This is a genomic window from Neotamlana laminarinivorans (assembly GCF_020523925.1).
GTDB lineage: Bacteria > Bacteroidota > Bacteroidia > Flavobacteriales > Flavobacteriaceae > Neotamlana > Neotamlana laminarinivorans.
In genome coordinates this window covers 489,050-508,050 of sequence record NZ_JAJAPW010000003.1, presented here as the reverse complement: position 1 = coordinate 508,050, position 19,001 = coordinate 489,050, and the positions used below count along the sequence as shown (strand labels likewise).

Sequence of the window (19,001 nt, the reverse complement as noted above, 5' to 3'; positions counted from 1 at the left end):
GGTAGCAACCGCTATCATAAAAGATGAAGATACTATACACTACTCTGTTCATTTTATCCATTCAATTTATTTTTTCGCAAAACGAAGCTGCTAATTGGTATTTCGGACAAAATGCAGGAATTAATTTTAATACTACCACTGGAGATGTTACAGCATTAGGCGATGGAAGTATAAATACCCTTGAAGGTTGTACATCCATTTCAGACGAGAATGGCAATTTACTCTTTTATACAGATGGCTCAATCGTTTACAATAGTACACATACTGTTATGGATAACGGTTATAGCTTATTGGGCGATTCGTCGAGTACACAATCTGCCATTATTGTTCCTAAACCTCAAGACCCTAACATTTACTACATTTTTACTGTAGATGACCAAATTACGCAAAGTAGTCCGGTAAATTTAGGATTAAATTACTCTATAGTAGATATGAGTTTAGATGGTGGATTAGGCTCTGTAACTTCAAAAAACATTAATCTAGTTGATGAATGCTCAGAAAAAGTTACTGCGGTTTTAAAAGATTGTGTAGATGACACCTATTGGGTAGTTACCTTTGCTGCACAATCTGGAGTTGGCACACCGTATGACACTTTTTATGCCTTCGAGATCAATGCGAGTGGCGTAAATACCAAAGCCGTTACTTCAACATTCAGCGACCTAAATATCAACGAAGGCCGGGGCTATTTAAAACTTTCTCCAGATGGCACAAAAATGGCTTGTGCCAGTGTAGATTATGGTTTATACCTTTATGATTTCGATACCTTAACCGGAAAAGTTAGCAACCAGAACCTAATTAGATCTTCTGGTGGCGATTACCAACCGTATGGCGTGGAATTTTCACCCAATAGTCAACTACTTTACACCACGTATTCTAATGACTATTTTGGCTCAGATAGCGAAAACCCTAACACACATAATGGCATTTTAGTTCAATATAACTTAAATGAAGCCAATATTATAAGCTCAGAAGTTACTCTTGATAACCGACAGTTATATAGAGGCGGATTGCAACTTGGGCCTAATGGTAAAATTTACAGAGCCTTAAGCGCCACCTATTTAACCGGATTACCTTTTCTAGGTGTAATAGAAAACCCTAATACTATTGGTACAGGGGCTTATTATAATCATAATGCCATTAGTTTATCTTCTGGACTATCCACTCAAGGCTTACCCCCTTTTGTTTCTTCATTTTTTAATACAGAGATTGATATAATTAAAAATGGTGAATCAACCAACAGCTTGGTGCTTTGTGAAGGCACATCGTATACACTTACTGCTGAAGACATTCCAGGAGCAGATTATGTATGGACTTTTGATGGCACAACTTTACCGGAATCTGATTTTGACTTAGAAGTTTCTCAGCAAGGGCGATACGAAGTCTATATAGAACCTAACAACGGTGATTGTGCTTTAGAAGGTTTTGCTTTTGTTACTTTAAATGAAAACCCGACAGTAAACAATATAACCCTTTTACAATGTGATGAAGATGGGCTTTCGGATGGGCTCACACTTTTTAATTTAACTGAAGCTGAAAACGAATTAGCAAACTTTGAAACTGATAGAAGCCTCCTATTTTATAGCGATTCTAGCAGAACCGTTAAAATTGAACCAGATGCTTATTATAATACCTCCAATCCTCAAATTGTTTATGCCGAAGTTATAAACAACAATACAGGCTGCTATAGCGTTGCTGAATTAACCCTTAGTGTAAGTATAACCCAAGCCAACCATGTAAGCTTACCTGCTACTTGTGATGATGATGGCATTGAAGATGGGTTACATATTTTCGATTTAAGTGAAGCCGACAATCTTATACTTAACGGGCACCCGCAAGATTTAAACATTCGATATTTTGAAACTTATAATGATGCACTTCTTGAAACAAACGAATTAAACACCTCGTATACCAACACCACTCCATATTCTCAAATTATTTATGCCAGAACAGAAAATGATAACAATTGTTACGGTATTAATGAAGTCGAACTTACCGTTAACAAACTACCACAACTTACAACAGAAGAAATTACTTCTTATTGTTTAAATTTTTATCCAGAACCCATTACCATAAATGCCGGAATTCTAGAAGGTAATACCACAGATTATACTTATAGTTGGTCTACTGGAGAAAGTACTTTCGACATACAAATTAACGAAGTAGGAGATTACGTTGTAACAGTAACCAACGCAAATGGTTGTTCAAAAGCACGAACTGTTTCTGTTGAAGCTTCAAACATCGCAGAAATTAGCAGCATTGAAGTTGTGGATGCTTCTGCAAACAATACCATAACTGTTATTACCTCTGGTGAAGGCGAATACCAATATGCCTTATTTAACAGCGATAACCAAGAAGTGGTCCCTTACCAAAACAGTTCTACCTTTACTCAGGTTTCTCCTGGTATATACACCGTTTATGTTCAAGATATTGAAAATGATTGTGGTGAAGTTTCTCAAGATGTTTCGGTCATCGGTTTTCCAAAATATTTTACACCTAATAACGATGGCATTAACGATACCTGGCAAATATATGGAGTATCCGATATGTTTCAACCCAATACTAAAATACTCATATTTAACAGATACGGAAAACTTTTAAAGGAATTAAACCCTACAGGAAGCGGTTGGAACGGTACCTATAAAGGCGAAGTGCTTCCTGCAGACGATTATTGGTTTGCCATAACTTTACAAGACGGACGTGTTTATAAAAATCATTTCACTTTAAAACAGTAACTTGTGAGAATATCAAAATTATTTTTTGCTTTAATCTTCATTTTAAATGTCACAAATATATTAAGTGCTCAACAAGATTGTTCGGAAGCCATTGTAGTATGCGGTAATTCTGACATTAACCTTGATGTTAATGGTTATGGAATACGTGAGTTTCCCAATTCATGCTCTAGTAATGAAAACAATAGTGTTTGGCTGGAGGTTACTGTAGTTTCAGGAGGTACTTTAGGTTTTACCCTTACCCCTAATAGCACCTCAATTACAGAAGATTATGATTTTTTTGTTTTTGGCCCTAACGCTACTTGCGATAATTTAGGAAGTACTATTAGATGCTCTACAACCAACCCACAAGCCTCAGGTTCTACCAATAATTTAACAGGAATGAGTGCTACAGCAAATGATGAATTTGAGGGCCCTGGAGCCAATGGCGATAATTTTGTAAGTTGGTTAAACACTAATGCAGGTGACACTTATTTTATTGTAATAGATCGGCCTATTGGTAATAGTCCGTTTAGTTTGCAATGGACGGGAAGTGCCCAGTTTTCCGATCCGCCAACTAATGCAGCAATAACAGCAGGTACTCCTTTAGATTTAGATAGCTGTGACATTACAGCTCCTTTTAACGACGGATTTACAACTTTTAATTTAGATAGTAACACTTCTAACATCATGGGTTCGCAAACCGATGTTACTGTTACCTATCATGAATCTGCAAGCGATGCTAACATTGGTATTAACCCTCTAACTTCTCCTTACACAAACACAAGTAATATTCAAACCATATATGTTAGAATTGAAAACAATACAACTGGCTGTTTTGAAGTCAGTGATTTTCAATTAGAAGTTACTTTAGGCCCTACTATTACCACACCAGAAGATTATATTTTATGTGATGATTTAAGTGATGGCAATGATAAAAATGGCTTAACCACTTTCGATTTATCAAGTAAAAACAATGATATTTTAAATGGTTTATCAGCTTCAAATTATACAATTAGCTATTATACAAGCCAATTACATGCCGAAAACAAAACATCGCCTATAGCTACCAACTATTACAACTCCACAGCGTTTAATGAAACCGTTTATGTAAGAGTTGAAGATAACACATACCCCGATTGTAATTCTATTGTTCCTTTAAATTTACAAGTCAATGCTACGCCAGAAGCCTACAATATTCAATTATTACAATGCGATGAAGATGGTGTTAGCGATGGTATCACTCAATTTAATTTAACAGAAGCCCACGACGACATTACTGGTGGGGCCCTTAATACGTCAACACTTTTCTATTCAAATTCTTCTAAAACTAACCTCATCACTGGAAGTCATTTTACGAATACTTCTAATCCTCAAATTATTTATGTGGATGTTATTGACGATAATACAGGGTGTTCTAATACAGCTGAATTAACTATAGCCGTTAGTGTTACTCAAGCCAACAATGTTTCAATACCTGCTATTTGTAGTACAGACGGAACGTATGATGGTATAGAAACATTCAACTTACAAAACGCTGATAGTTATGTTTTAGATGGTTTACCCAATGGATTAAGCTTAAATTATTACGCCAATTATACCGATGCGCTTTTAGAGCAAAATGCCCTACAGAACAGCTATAGAAATACAACCCCCTATTCACAAGTTATTTATGCTCGTACTGAAAATAATAATGATTGTTATGGTATTAGTGAGGTTGTATTAAATGTAAACCGATTACCTGATATAAAAACCGAAGATCTTTTTTATTACTGTACTAACACGTTTCCTGAAACCATACGCATTGATGCAGCTCTTTTAAGTGGAACAACAAGTGATTATACTTATGCTTGGTCTACTGGAGCGAGCAGCTACGCCATAGATATTAATCAGGTTGGCAACTACAGTGTTACAATAAGCAACGCAAACGGTTGTAGTATAATGCGAACCGTTACCATTGCCCCATCGAATACTGCAACTATAAATACTATTGAGGTAGTTGATGCTTCAGAAAACAATACAATAACCATACTTACCAGCGGAGATGGTATTTACGAATATGCTTTATTAGATTCAGAACACACTATTATTTATCCTTATCAAGAAGATCCTGTTTTTGAAAATATATCCCCAGGTATTTACAATGTCTCTATTACTGATACTAAAAACAATTGTGGTACTGTAGAGGCCTTAGTTTCTGTAATTGGTTTCCCAAAATTTTTTACTCCAAATAACGATGGTGTAAACGACACTTGGCAAGTTTATGGAATTTCCGATGTTTTTCAACCCAATTCTAAAATATTAATTTTTAATAGATACGGTAAACTTTTAAAAGAAATAAGCCCTTTGGGAATCGGCTGGAATGGTACCTACAAAGGCAAAGTACTTCCTGCTGACGATTATTGGTTTGCAGTAACTTTGCAAGATGGTCGCGTTTATAAAAATCACTTTTCTTTAAAACAATAGTAACTAAACTAATAATAAGGTCATTACTCCGTTTTTTTTTGACATTTAGTTTAAATCATCTATTTTCAACACGTTTTTATTTTAAGTATTTTATAACTAAACCCCTGAGATAATAACCTGCCAAAGCTATGAGATTTTTTTACTGTGTCTTATTTACATTATTATTCAGTAGTTGGGTTAGCTTTTCTCAACAAATTTCTATAGACAGTTCCGTAGGTCTTGAGGCTTTAATACAGGATAATCTGGTGGAGGGTTGTGTTGACATTTCTAATATAAACTCACCTGTAAATGGAATTTCTAGTGGTTTTCCTAGTTATGCCTATTTCGAGCGTGGTAGTTCAAACTTCCCATTTGCAAGTGGCATTATGCTATCTACAGGTAGCGCAGAATCTGGTGGAAATTCCGTTAGAACGCCAACCCTAAGCGAAGGCTCTACATCATGGGGTACAGATCCAGATATTGAAACCGCTTTAGGTATTACAAACACCGTAAATGCCACCTCTATAGAATTCGATTTTGTATCTATATCCAATCAATTTAGTTTTAACTATTTATTTGCCTCCGAAGAATACTCAGGTGTTAACCCTTGTGAATTTTCAGAAGGCTTTGTCTTTTTAATAAAGGAAGCAGGCACCACTGCCCCTTACCAAAATGTGGCCTTAATACCTGCCACAACAACGCCGGTAAACACCCAAACTATCCGTCCTGAAATTTCAAATGCCTGTAGTGGACAAAATGAACAATATTTTGAAGGTTATAATGTAGGAGACACTAATTTTAATGGTAGAACAACCATTTTAACAGCTTCTGGTAGTATTCAACCCAATGTTACCTACCATATAAAATTAATTATTGCCGATCAAACAGATGGTGGATTTGATTCTGCTGTTTTTATTGAAGGTGATAGTTTTAAAATTTTAGATTTAGGAGACGATATTGAAACCTGTGCCGGATCAACCCCCTTAGATGCAGATATTAATAATCCATTCGCCTCTTATGCTTGGTATTTGAATGATACTATTATAAGTGGTGCCGTATTATCAAATTATAACGCTACCCAAAGCGGCACATATAGAGTTGAAGTTTCTGTACCTTTAAATGGTAATAGTTGTATTGAAGAAGATGAGATTGAAGTTATTTTAAATTCAGAAGAGCCTATAGCCTCACTATCCGATTACGAATTATGTGACGATTCAAGTGAAGATGAAACCGAAGTTTTTAATTTATCTACTAAAGACTCAGAACTCATAGGACACATCCCTTTCACTAATTACGACTTTTCCTATCATTATTCCGATGCAGATGCTAGAAACAATACCAACCCAATAACATCCTCAATATCTAACACCACTAATCCGCAAGCCATTTATGTAAGAATTGAGGATTTAGATAGCGATTGTTTTGCCTACACCACATTTAATTTAGTTGTAAACCCCATACCTCAAATTACACCTCCAACCGATTTAAATATCTGCGACGGCGATGACAACCCAGATGGCTACACCATTATATACCTTTCTGATAAAAACGACGAAATTACTGGTGGTAATAGCGATTATAGCGTTACTTACCACTACAATATGTTAGATGTTTCTACAGGAGATAATCCTATTTCTATTCCTTACATTAATAGTGCTACACCAGACGAACTTGTATACGTTCGTGTTGTAGATACTACCACGGGCTGTGTCAATACAACAACACTAAATGTACACGTAACTATTAGCCCTGAAGTTAATAGAGACCCGCAATATATTGATGCTTGTGATTCTGATTTAGATGGTTCTGCCAATTTTGATTTAACCGAAGTTATAGATGATATTCTTCAAGGTTTAACTGGTGTTTCTACCACATTTCATACCACTCGAGACGATGCTGAAACTGGAGACAACCCCATTGCAGACGAAACTAATTACCAATATACCAACGCTGTTACCGAACCAGGATCTGCAATAATTTACCTAAGAATTGTTGATGACACCACTGGATGCCACACCATTGTTCCTTTTGAAATTCACACCAACTTACTACTAACAGGCACAAACACAGGAGATTTTGCACTCTGTGATGACAACGATATTGAAAACGACACTTTACATTTTAATTTATTAACCATTGAAGCTTATATTAGTAACGATTTACCCTTACCTGTTACAGTTAGCTTTTTTGAAAGTGCTGAAGACCGTGATAACGGTGTAAACGCACTTGATAAATCCCTGTTATACGAAGCTACAAGCCCAAGTGTATTATACATTACATTAGAAAACGGAGCCTGTACAGAAAACACACATATTACATTGTTAGTTAACCCTATATTATTATTTGAAGATGTTATTATTCCTTATTGTGATGATGATGATGATGGCATTACAAGCATAGATTTACACGCACTAGATGACACTATTAGAAACAACAATACTAATTTTGAAGTTACTTATTTTGAAACAGAATCAGATGCGCAAACCAATCAAAATCAATTGCCACCATTCTATACCAACACCAATTCTATAGAAACCTTATATGCCAGAATTTCAGCTGTAAATTCGGGATGTTCAACCGTAAATCCTTTCAGAATTGAAGTTCTTACTGCACCGTCTACCAACACACCCTCAAACCTACTTATTTGTAATACTAACCAAAATGAAGAAGCTACAATAAACTTAAATGATAAGATATCAGAAATTGTATCTAACACTAGTGGTTTAGCAATAGATTTCTTCACAAATTTTGAAGATGCCGACTTAAACGAAAACGCCATACCAGACTCTGATAGAAATGCCTATAACACGGGTACACAAACTATTTATGTAAGAGTAGAAGATACAGTAAGTGATACCAACTGTTATTCCATAGTTTCTTTTGAAGTTATAGTAAACTCACTTCCTATATTTCCGGATATAAGCGACTATCAAGTTTGTGAGGACGATGGTGATGCCTTTGCCGATTTTATACTCTCTGAAAAAGACCTAGAAATTTTAAACGGCCAATCAGGTAAAACTGTTTCTTATTACGAAGATGCTGCTTTATCCTCATTAATAGATAAAGACAGTATTTATAGAAACACTACGAGTCCGCAAACCATATATGTTAAAGTTGAAAACATAACAGATCCTGATTGTTACGCTACAAGTAGCTTTATCATACAAGTAGCACCTGATCCTGTTTACAATCCTGTAATAGATTATTTAATCTGCGATGATGATAGTAATGATGGTGTTCATAACTTCAACTTAAACGAAAAAGCATCAGAAATTTCAGAAGATTCACCAGACACTCTCAATATTTCCTTTCACAGAAGCCGAAGCGATGCTGAAACTAACCAAAATCCATTGGGTAATAATTTTACAAACACATCCAATCCTCAAAGTTTATATGTTCGTATTGAAAGTGAAGATTCCTTATGTTTTGTTATTGAGGAATTAGGTATAAATATTATTTCTAGCCCAGAAATAACGGCAGTTACCGCTCCACTTATTGCCTGTGATGCCAATTATGATGGTATAACCACCTTTGATTTAACCACTGCTTATTTTGAAATTTTAGATCGTGTGCAAAGTAATTTAAGCATTAATTATTTTGAAAATTTTGAAGACATTAACCCTGATGATGGCTTAGATAACACCAATGAAATCACAGATCCTACCACTTTTAGTTCTGCCGCTCAAACCGTTTATATTAAAGTCTCAAATGTTTTAACTGGTTGCTACAGTTTAAATACTTTAGATTTAGAAGTTAATTTACCTCCATCAACTAACACTATTAACACCATTCAAATTTGTGATAACCCAAACAACACTTACAATCTAGAGCTTGTTGACAGTATACTTGTTAACGACATTGCCAGCGCTAACATAAGCTATCATAATACTTTTGAAGACGCCGAAAATAATACTAACTCAATAAGTAACACCTATAGCTACACCAGTAATAGTCATGATATTTATTATAGAGTAACAAGCCCAGAAACAGGATGTCATATTACTATTCCGGTACAACTTCAAATTAACAACAATCCAACAGCTAACACGCCTAATGATTTAATATCCTGTGACGACGATTTTGATGGTTTATTGACATTCGATTTATCAACACAAAACACCGCTATTTTAGGTAATTTAAACCCTACAGATTATACCGTTTCATATTTTAACAGTCTTGATGATGCCCATAACGCCTCTAATAGTATTCCTAACACTTACGAAGCATACAACGAAGAAATAATTTATGTACGATTAGAACATAACACTACAGGTTGTTACAGTACTACACAATTTACAACCTATGTAGACTATCTGCCCGAAATTAACATACGTGATATAGAGCCCTTATGCCGCGGTAATTTACCTTTAATATTAAATGCATCAACCGGAAACCCTAGCGATACCTATTTATGGTCTACCGGAGAAACAACAGCTCAAATAGAAATAAACGACCTAAGTTTAGTGGGAGACTATTGGGTAACTGCTACTACTATACACCACAATGGTAATAGCTGTTCTTATACCAAAAACTTTACAGTAATGGAGTCGGAGACCGCCTATTTAAACTTTACTACAAAAGTAGATTTTAAAGACCCTAATAGCATCACCGTTAATGTTAGCGGTATAGGAAATTATGTTTATATATTAGATGATGGTGAACCACAAACCTCAAATGTGTTTAATAATGTGCCTTATGGCTTACATGTAATAACCATTAGAGATGTTTACGGTTGTGATGATGTTACTACCGAAGTTATGGTTATAGATATTCCCAAATATTTCACCCCCAATAATGATGGTTATAATGATACATGGCATATTATAGGTATCCATGAAATACCTGGTACTTTAGTTTATATTTATAACAGGCATGGTAAACTCCTAAAAACCCTTTTAGATAGTTCCCCAGGTTGGGACGGCACATTTAACGGACAGCTCATGCCCACTGATGACTATTGGTATGTTGCCGATGTCATTCAAAACGGCGAATCATTTCAACTGAATGGCCACTTTACCTTAAAACGTTAGTAAAACTTATTTTTTTGTTTTCTCAAATTAATTACACTTCATAGATAAACATTACAACTAATAGTTAAACCTTTAAAGGTTAACACAGTCTAATATCAATTAAAAACCTTACTTTACTACCAATTTTGTTTTAAAGAGATTTTAATATTTCAACTAATGCAGCTTAACCAACGTTTATTTTACTTAATGCTTTTATGGGTATGCTCAATTAAAGGTTACGCCCAATTAAGCACAACACACTATATTCCACCATTAACAAGCTCTGAATATGGTAATGCTAACCCTGAAAATCAATATCTCTATATTTCCACTCCTTCAAACACATCAGTGCCTTTTACAATTATTCCTATTGGGCAACCTGCTACAAGTTATATTACTGATTCTGTAGACAATAACACCCCGTTTATTGAATATTTAGGCAATGGCAATGGGCAATTGTTTGTCGATTCAAATTTTACAGCTACCATTACTAATAATAAAGGCTATATTATAGAAGCAGATGCTCCAGTTTATGTATCTATAAGAATGGAAGCTGGTAGTAATGCTCAAGCTGGTGCTTTAGTTAGCAAAGGGCTATCTGCATTAGACACCTCTTTTAGAATAGGTATGTTTACAAGTGAAAACCCTCAAGATAACTACCTAAGTTTTGCCTCCGTAATGGCTACCGAAGATAATACCATTGTTACCTTTAGCGATTTACCTAACAATCTCATTTTAAAAAATCACACAGGCGGCTACCCCATATCAGTAACTTTAGATAAAGGAGAAAGCTATATAATTGCCGCAAATATTGAAGAAAACGAAACTAATAATTTAACCGACGGTTTAATAGGCGGCTTAATATCTTCAAACCTGCCTGTTGTAGTAAATTGTGGCTCTACAAATGGAAGTTTTCATAATGGTACTGGCAGAGATTATGGATTAGATCAAATCGCTGGACTCTCAAAAATTGGCAATGAATATATTTTTGTTAAAGGTAATGGTAGTAACGACTGGGAAAATGTTTTAATTGTTGCCCATACCAATAACACCTCAATAGGCATAAATGGAAGCGCTCCCGTTGCTACTATTAATGCTGGAGAATATTATGTTATAGAAGGCAATAACTATAATACATTTGGCAACATGTATGTAGAAACCTCTGAAAATGTTTTTGCGTATCAAGGTATAGGTTCAAGTAGTGAAGCCAATCAAGGTTTATTTTTTGTCCCTCCGTTAAGTTGTGAAACTAGAGGAAATATTGATAACATAGCCGATATTGATAATATTGGAGGCACAACCTACGACGGCGGTGTTTCAATAGTAACAAGAACAGGCGCAAACATTACCATAAATAATTTGGCGCTTTCAAACTATAATGTTATTGGCCCCAGTACCGTTTCTGGTAATAGCGCCTACGTAACCTACAAAGTTACAGGCTTAACAAATAATATTTCTGTACAAGGAGATGATGAGTTATACGTGGCTTATTTTAACGTAAATGGTTCAGCTACTTCCGGTGGTTATTACTCTGGCTTTCCAACAGCACCAGAAATTAGCTTTGACACACAATTTGCCACCTTAGGTCATTGTATCCCAAATGTTAGTTTAGAAGCTGCTAACGCTGATAGTTTTGATACCTACGAATGGTATTTTGATGATGGCTCTGGTTACCAATTATTAAGCACTAATGTACCCTCTATAACTCCAACAATTCCTGGTAAATACAAGTTAATTGGCACCATTACGTGTACCGGAGAAACTTTAGAATCGACCGAAGTACCCGTAAGTTTATGTCCAGACGACATTGATAATGATGGCATTATAGACAATTTAGATATTGATAACGATAATGATGGTATTTTAAACTGTACCGAATCTAAAGGCGATGTTACTATAAATTTAAGCGACGTTACCAATCCTGAATTAGTTTTTCAAGACAACACGACAAATATATCAATGGTAAGTGCTTCTTACACCGAAACTAGTAGTTCGGGTAGTTCAAACACCTTATTTGGTGATAATTTAGGGGGTTTTATAAGCATTTTAGGAAATGACACCTCAGCACAAAGTGAATATACTCTAAACTTTTCCGAAACTGTAAATTTTAAATTTACCGAATCCTCAATTACCTCTGCATCAAACAACAACGAATACTTTGTTGTAAAAATAACACCATCAAACAAAAATATTACCTTAGTAGACCCAGATGACAAACTTTTAGTTGATTCAAATTTTGACGGCGTTTTTGAAACTGGTATTACTCAAATATCAGGTTCCGAAATCCATTTTAAAATAAATACAGCTTCAACAGGAAATACACCTTATCAATTTTTGGCTAATACCATAGATAGCTTTTCGTTTTATCATTATCTATCAGATCAAGTAACACCATCAACCTTTACTGGCAATATTTCATTAACCTGCTTTAAAAAAGATTCAGATAATGATGGTTTAAAAGATGAACTAGATCTTGATAGCGACAACGATGGCATACCAGATAACATTGAAGGCTCTGGACAAATAGTTGAGCTAACGGGAATTGATAATGATTTTGATGGTTTAGATGATGTTTATGATGGCTTTACAATCCCAATTGATACTGACAACGATGGCATTTATGATTTTTATGATTTAGATAGTGATAATGATGGCATTTACGATTTAATTGAAACCGGCCAATTAGGAACATTATCCGACACCAATTTAGATGGTGTTGAAGACGGTCCAAATTACGGCACAAACGGATGGACAGACGCTGCCGAAACTTCGGCAGACAGCAACATCCTAGGCTATGTTTTAAACGATTTAGATAATGATACTGTATTCTCTTATATTGATTACGATAGCGATGGTGATGGCTGTAGCGATGTTATTGAAGCCGGTTTTACCGATGAAAATCTAGATACTTATGTAGGAAACAACACGGTTACGGTTGATGCTAACGGACTTGTTACAAATGCGGTTGATGGTTATACGCTACCAGACAGCAGTTATTTAAACTATGCGCCTATAAGTATATCAACCCAACCAGAAGATATTACCGTATGCGAGCTAAGTTCTGGAACATTTAGTGTTAGCTCTACAGAAGCAGAAAACTATCAGTGGGAATTGAGTACCGATGGCTCTACTTGGCAAACCCTAACAGACAATATTAATTTTTCTGGATCAACAACCCAAAGTTTAACCGTAAATAACACACCTAATAGCTTCAACAATTATAAGTTTAGAGTTTTGTTAAATCGGTCGGGTAACACTTGCGGCTTATATTCAAACGAAGTTACTTTATTTATTAATGCTTTACCAACTGCCAATACACCAAATACGTATACGCAATGCGATGATGCATCAAACGACGGGCAGGCCTTTTTTAACTTAACCTTGAATAGTATAAAAGAAGACATTAATCCTAATTATATTTCCGAGGGCTTATCCTTTTCATATTTTGAAACCGAAACTGATGCTCAAGACAATACAAATGCTATTTCTACACCAGAAAACTATCAAGATTCATTAGGTTTTACTCCTGAAACTATTTGGGTACGGGTTGAAAATGCAAACGGCTGTTATCGTGCCGTAGCGTTATCAATCGTTGTTAGTCCATCGAGCGTCGTTTTAAATGCATATAATCCAGACTCCATTTACCAATGCGATGATGGCACAGATAACTACGATGGTATTGCAACTTTTAATTTTTCTTCAGTAAAAGATGATATTGAGAATTCTATTTTCTCCAATTTAAATGTAACAACTCACTTTTACGAATCGGAAGAAGATGCAACTTTAGAAACCAATGAAATTATTGATATTTCAAACCACACTAACACTAGTTCGCCTAACAACCAAAGTATTTGGGTACGTGTTAAAAGTAATTTAGGTAATAATTGCTTGGGGTTAAAAGAACTAAATAATCTTTTAATAGTTGAAGCTCTGCCAGATTTTAGTATTGTAGAAAACCAAATTGTTTGCAGTTCTAATCCTGATTTTACAGTTGTTTTAGATCCGGATGAAGTTAATACCAACGAAACCTATAACTATGAATGGCATTTTACTAGTTTAGATGGCAGTATTGCATATCAACTTTTAAGCGAGACCACTTCAACATTAACCGTATCAGAACCCGGAACGTATTTTGTTACGCTTACAACCACTAATGGAACCAATTGCTCTGAAACTAAAGAAGTTTTTGTAAATGCTTCCGAACTCGCCACACTAACAACCGATGATATTACTATTGTAGATTTTACAAAAAACAATAATAGCGTAACCGTAAATACTTCAAATTTAGGTTTAGGAGATTACGAATTCGCTTTGGCAGAAACGGGAAGCTTAAATGTTGTATACCAAGATAGTCCTGAATTCTACAATGTTACTCCCGGGCTTTATACCCTTTATGTTAATGACAAAAAAGGGTGCGGACAAACAAGTTTAGAACTTTCAGTTATGGGAATTATGAAATTTTTCACCCCAAATAACGATGGCTATAATGATACATGGCAAATTATAGGTTTAAATAACTCTACAGATGTTAAAACCATTTTTATTTTCGACAGATATGGTAAATTACTAAAACAAGCCTCTTCTTTAAACGAGGGGTGGGATGGGACATCTAGAGGAATATTAATGCCAACAGGAGATTATTGGTATAAAATAAGTTTAAACGATGGTAGAACGTTCAATGGCCACTTCACCTTAAAACGTTAAATATAATATTTAAGTGCTTATATTTACCCAAGCGTTTTAAATTAACATGAAACATCTTTTATTTAGCATCCTTTTTATAAGCGCCTTTTCTTTTGCGCAAAATGTTCAAGTAGACAGTGCTACTTACACCGCACAACAACTTATTGAAGATATTTTAATAGACAGCAATTGTATTACAGATGTTGTGGTAACTAATGTTGTAGGCGGAAATTTTAGTGGCACAGACCAAAGCTTTGGCTACTTCGATGCCAACAACTCCTCATTTCCTTTTACAAATGGTATTGTTTTAAGCACTGGAAAATTAACAAACGTTCAAGGTCCTAATACTACGTTAAGCGACGACGATGCTACAAATTGGACTGGAGACCATGATTTAGAAACTATTTTAAACAAAACCAATACGTTAAACGCTACTATTATTGAGTTCGAATTTAAATCTGTTGCCTCACAAATTAGTTTTAATTACGTTTTTGCTTCAGAAGAATACCAAGAAAATAATAGTAGTACTTGTCAATATTCCGATTTATTTGGGTTTCTAATAAAAGAAAAAAACGCTACCAATTTTACGAATATTGCTTTAGTACCAAACACACAAACTCCTGTAAAAGTAACTACCGTTCATCCAGAAATACCAAACTCTTGCAGCGCAGAAAACGAAAGTTATTTTGGTAGCTGGAACGACGCCTCTGCTCCTATTAATTTTAATGGACAAACCGCTGTGCTTACAGCCATAACTAATACCATTCCTAACGAAACTTACCATGTTAAACTTGTAATTGCCGATGAACAAAACTACAGGTACGATTCTGCTGTGTTTTTAGAAGCTGGTAGTTTTAAATTAAGTACAGACCTAGGAGAAGATCGATTAATAGATACCAATAACCCACTTTGCGAAAACGACACTTTAACACTAGATGCCTCTCAACTTGGTAATAATACCTATAAATGGTTTAAAGATGGTGCAGAAATTATTGGAGCTATTAATGAAACATTTACCGTTGAAGAAGCTGGCACTTATAATGTTGAAGTTGAATTACAAGGACAATGTACTTCTTACGGCGAAATTACTATAGAATATTTTACACCTTTTACCATAAACAATCTCAACTTAACAGTTTGTGATGATGATTTGGATGGCTATGCGATATTTAATTTAGATGATTTAAAAGCAACCATTCTATCTAATTTCCAAGAACCGCCATATATTAATTTTTATACAGATATCAATGAATCCGATGAAATCTCTGGAAATTATCAAAATACCCAAGCCAACTCACAAACTATTTATGTGAAAATTAAGAATGACATCGATTGTTATGAGCTTTCTCCAATTACGCTACAAGCTATAGAAGTCCCTCAGTTTCTAAATACGGAAACGTATACCTATTGCGTTAATACTTATCCGGACACCATAACTATTGATTCTGGCATTATCAATGCAGATGATAATACGACGAGTTACCAATGGTTTTTAAATAACACTGAAATTTCTCAAAGCACCGCTTCAATTCAAATTAATGAAGCCGGAACTTATACAGTAATAGCTACTTTTTTAAATGGTTGTTCTGCCAGTAATAGTATTACTGTAAATACATCAAACGCTGCTATAATTGAAGATGTTATTGTTACCGAAGGTTCTACAAACAATACCATTAGTGTTATAGTATCTGGAGCTGGCAATTACGAATACGTTTTAAATAATACTTCGCCACAGCAAAACAATACCTTTACAAATGTACAAGCGGGTTTACATACTATTTCTATTTACGACACCAATGGTTGCGAATCTATAGAAACAGAGGTTTCTGTATTTGGTTTCCCCAATTTTTTCACACCCAATAACGATGGTATTAACGATACTTGGAATGTTATTGGGCTATCAACCGAAATAAACGCTAATATTTATGTTCAAATATTTAATCGTTATGGCAAACTTCTAAAACAAATTAATCCCTTAACTACAGGATGGGATGGTTTATATCAAGGTCAGACTTTACCAAACGACGATTATTGGTTTTATATACAACTTCCCGATGGTAAAACCTATAAAGGACACTTTAGCTTAAAACATTAAACACTTATTTTCCTTAATTTTGCAATATGCAATTTAAGATAGAATCAGAGTTTAGCCCAACAGGAGATCAGCCACAAGCCATAAAGCAATTAGTTAATGGCATAAATCAAGACGAAAAATTTCAAACACTTCTTGGTGTTACAGGTTCTGGTAAAACTTTTACAGTCGCTAACGTTATACAAGACGTACAACGTCCTACTCTAGTTTTAGCGCATAACAAAACCCTTGCAGCACAGTTATATTCAGAGTTTAAGCAGTTTTTTCCAAATAATGCTGTAGAGTATTTCGTATCGTACTACGATTATTATCAACCCGAAGCTTATATTCCTGTTTCTGGGGTTTATATAGAAAAAGATTTATCTATAAACGAAGAAATTGAAAAAATGCGACTTAGCACCACATCCTCACTACTTTCTGGAAGGCGAGATGTGTTGGTTGTAGCCTCGGTATCCTGTTTATATGGTATTGGTAACCCCATTGAATTTCAAAAAAACGTTATTACCCTTAAACGAGATCAAGAAATCTCTAGAACTAAATTGTTACATAAACTTGTACAAAGTTTATATTCTAGAACCGAAGCAGAGTTTAACCACGGAAACTTTAGAATAAAAGGTGACACTGTAGATATTTTCCCGAGTTATGCTGATGATGCTTTTCGTATTCATTTTTTTGGTGATGAAATTGAAGAGATTGAAGCCTTTAACATACAAACTAACGAGGTTATTGAAAAATACGATCGCTTAAACATATATCCTGCCAACATGTTTGTAACCTCTCCCGATGTGTTACAAAATGCTATTAAAGATATACAAGACGATTTAGTTAAGCAACATGATTATTTTAAAGATATTGGTAAACATCTTGAAGCTAAGCGCCTAAAAGAGCGCACTGAATTTGACTTAGAAATGATTCGTGAACTCGGGTATTGCTCTGGTATAGAAAATTATTCGCGCTACCTTGATGGCAGACAACCAGGAACACGCCCTTTCTGCTTACTAGATTATTTTCCAGACGATTATTTAATGGTCGTAGACGAAAGTCACGTTACTATTTCGCAAGTACACGCCATGTACGGCGGTGACCGAAGCAGAAAAGAAAACTTAGTAGAATATGGTTTTAGGTTACCTGCCGCCATGGATAACCGTCCATTAAAATTTGAAGAGTTTGAAGCTTTACAAAACCAAGTTATTTATGTAAGTGCTACTCCAGCAGATTACGAGTTACAAAAAACCGATGGAGTTTACGTAGAACAGATTATTAGACCAACTGGTTTATTAGATCCCATTATTGAAGTGCGCCCGAGTTTAAATCAAATAGACGATTTAATTGAAGAAATACAAATTCGTGTAGAAAAAGACGAACGTACGTTAGTCACTACACTTACGAAGCGCATGGCAGAAGAATTGACTAAATATTTAGATAGAATTCAAATTCGTTGTCGCTATATTCATAGTGATGTAGACACCTTGGAGCGGGTAGAAATTATGCAAGATTTACGCAAAGGTTTGTTTGATGTTTTAGTGGGTGTAAACCTACTTCGTGAAGGTTTAGATTTACCCGAAGTATCATTAGTTGCCATTTTAGATGCCGATAAAGAAGGTTTTTTACGTTCTACGCGATCGCTCACTCAAACGGTTGGTCGCGCTGCAAGAAACCTAAATGGTAAAGCTATAATGTATGCCGATAAAATTACTAAAAGCATGCAACAAACCATTGATGAAACTAATTACCGTCGTGAAAAGCAAATAAATTATAACACTAGGCATAACTTAAAACCCAAAGCTTTAAATAAAAGTTTAGATAATGCACTTACTAAAAATTCGGTTAGTACCTATCATTACGAATTAGAAGCAGCAAAAGCTGCCGAACCCGAAAGTGAATATTTAAGTAAACCACAGCTTGAAAAGAAAATTAAAGAAAAGCGCAAAGCTATGGAAGAAGCCGCAAAGGCACTAGATTTTATGGTAGCTGCCAAATTGCGCGACGAAATAAAAGTATACCAGGACAAACTAGAAAAGCTAAAGGCCTAAACCCTTAGCTTTTCGTATAATTGGTTGGATT

6 protein-coding genes are annotated in these 19,001 nt (G+C 35.1%); all 6 read left to right on the top strand.

Annotation, left to right across the window (positions count from 1 at the left end):
- Positions 1-23 precede the first annotated feature (23 nt).
- The 6 genes from LG649_RS08880 to uvrB all read left to right on the top strand — a co-directional run bounded on the left by LG649_RS08880 (position 24) and on the right by uvrB (position 18,970).
- Complete coding sequence (locus tag LG649_RS08880; RefSeq protein ID WP_226543452.1) at positions 24-2,732, top strand: T9SS type B sorting domain-containing protein; 2,709 nt, start codon at positions 24-26, stop codon at positions 2,730-2,732.
- A gap of 3 nt (positions 2,733-2,735) precedes the next feature.
- Complete coding sequence (locus LG649_RS16395) at positions 2,736-5,174, top strand: T9SS type B sorting domain-containing protein (RefSeq protein ID WP_226543450.1); 2,439 nt, start codon at positions 2,736-2,738, stop codon at positions 5,172-5,174.
- Positions 5,175-5,302: 128 nt separating this feature from the next.
- Positions 5,303-10,183 carry a T9SS type B sorting domain-containing protein gene (locus tag LG649_RS08870; RefSeq protein WP_226543448.1) on the top strand — a complete coding sequence of 1,627 codons (4,881 nt, stop codon included), beginning with the start codon at positions 5,303-5,305 and terminating at the stop codon, positions 10,181-10,183.
- 156 nt (positions 10,184-10,339) lie between these two features.
- Positions 10,340-14,866 carry a T9SS type B sorting domain-containing protein gene (locus tag LG649_RS08865; RefSeq protein WP_226543446.1) on the top strand — a complete coding sequence of 1,509 codons (4,527 nt, stop codon included), beginning with the start codon at positions 10,340-10,342 and terminating at the stop codon, positions 14,864-14,866.
- Positions 14,867-14,912: 46 nt separating this feature from the next.
- Complete coding sequence (locus LG649_RS08860) at positions 14,913-16,940, top strand: T9SS type B sorting domain-containing protein (RefSeq protein WP_226543444.1); 2,028 nt, start codon at positions 14,913-14,915, stop codon at positions 16,938-16,940.
- A gap of 26 nt (positions 16,941-16,966) precedes the next feature.
- Complete coding sequence (gene uvrB / locus LG649_RS08855) at positions 16,967-18,970, top strand: excinuclease ABC subunit UvrB (RefSeq protein WP_226543442.1); 2,004 nt, start codon at positions 16,967-16,969, stop codon at positions 18,968-18,970.
- Positions 18,971-19,001: the final 31 nt, after the last annotated feature.

Excerpts from the sequence above, each read along its gene's own strand:
- LG649_RS08880 (WP_226543452.1), top strand. The coding sequence starts at position 24 with ATGAAGATACTATACACTACTCTGTTCATTTTATCCATTCAATTTATT.
- uvrB (WP_226543442.1), top strand. The coding sequence starts at position 16,967 with ATGCAATTTAAGATAGAATCAGAGTTTAGCCCAACAGGAGATCAGCCA.
- LG649_RS08865 (WP_226543446.1), top strand. The coding sequence starts at position 10,340 with ATGCAGCTTAACCAACGTTTATTTTACTTAATGCTTTTATGGGTATGC.
- LG649_RS08870 (WP_226543448.1), top strand. The coding sequence starts at position 5,303 with ATGAGATTTTTTTACTGTGTCTTATTTACATTATTATTCAGTAGTTGG.
- LG649_RS08860 (WP_226543444.1), top strand. The coding sequence starts at position 14,913 with ATGAAACATCTTTTATTTAGCATCCTTTTTATAAGCGCCTTTTCTTTT.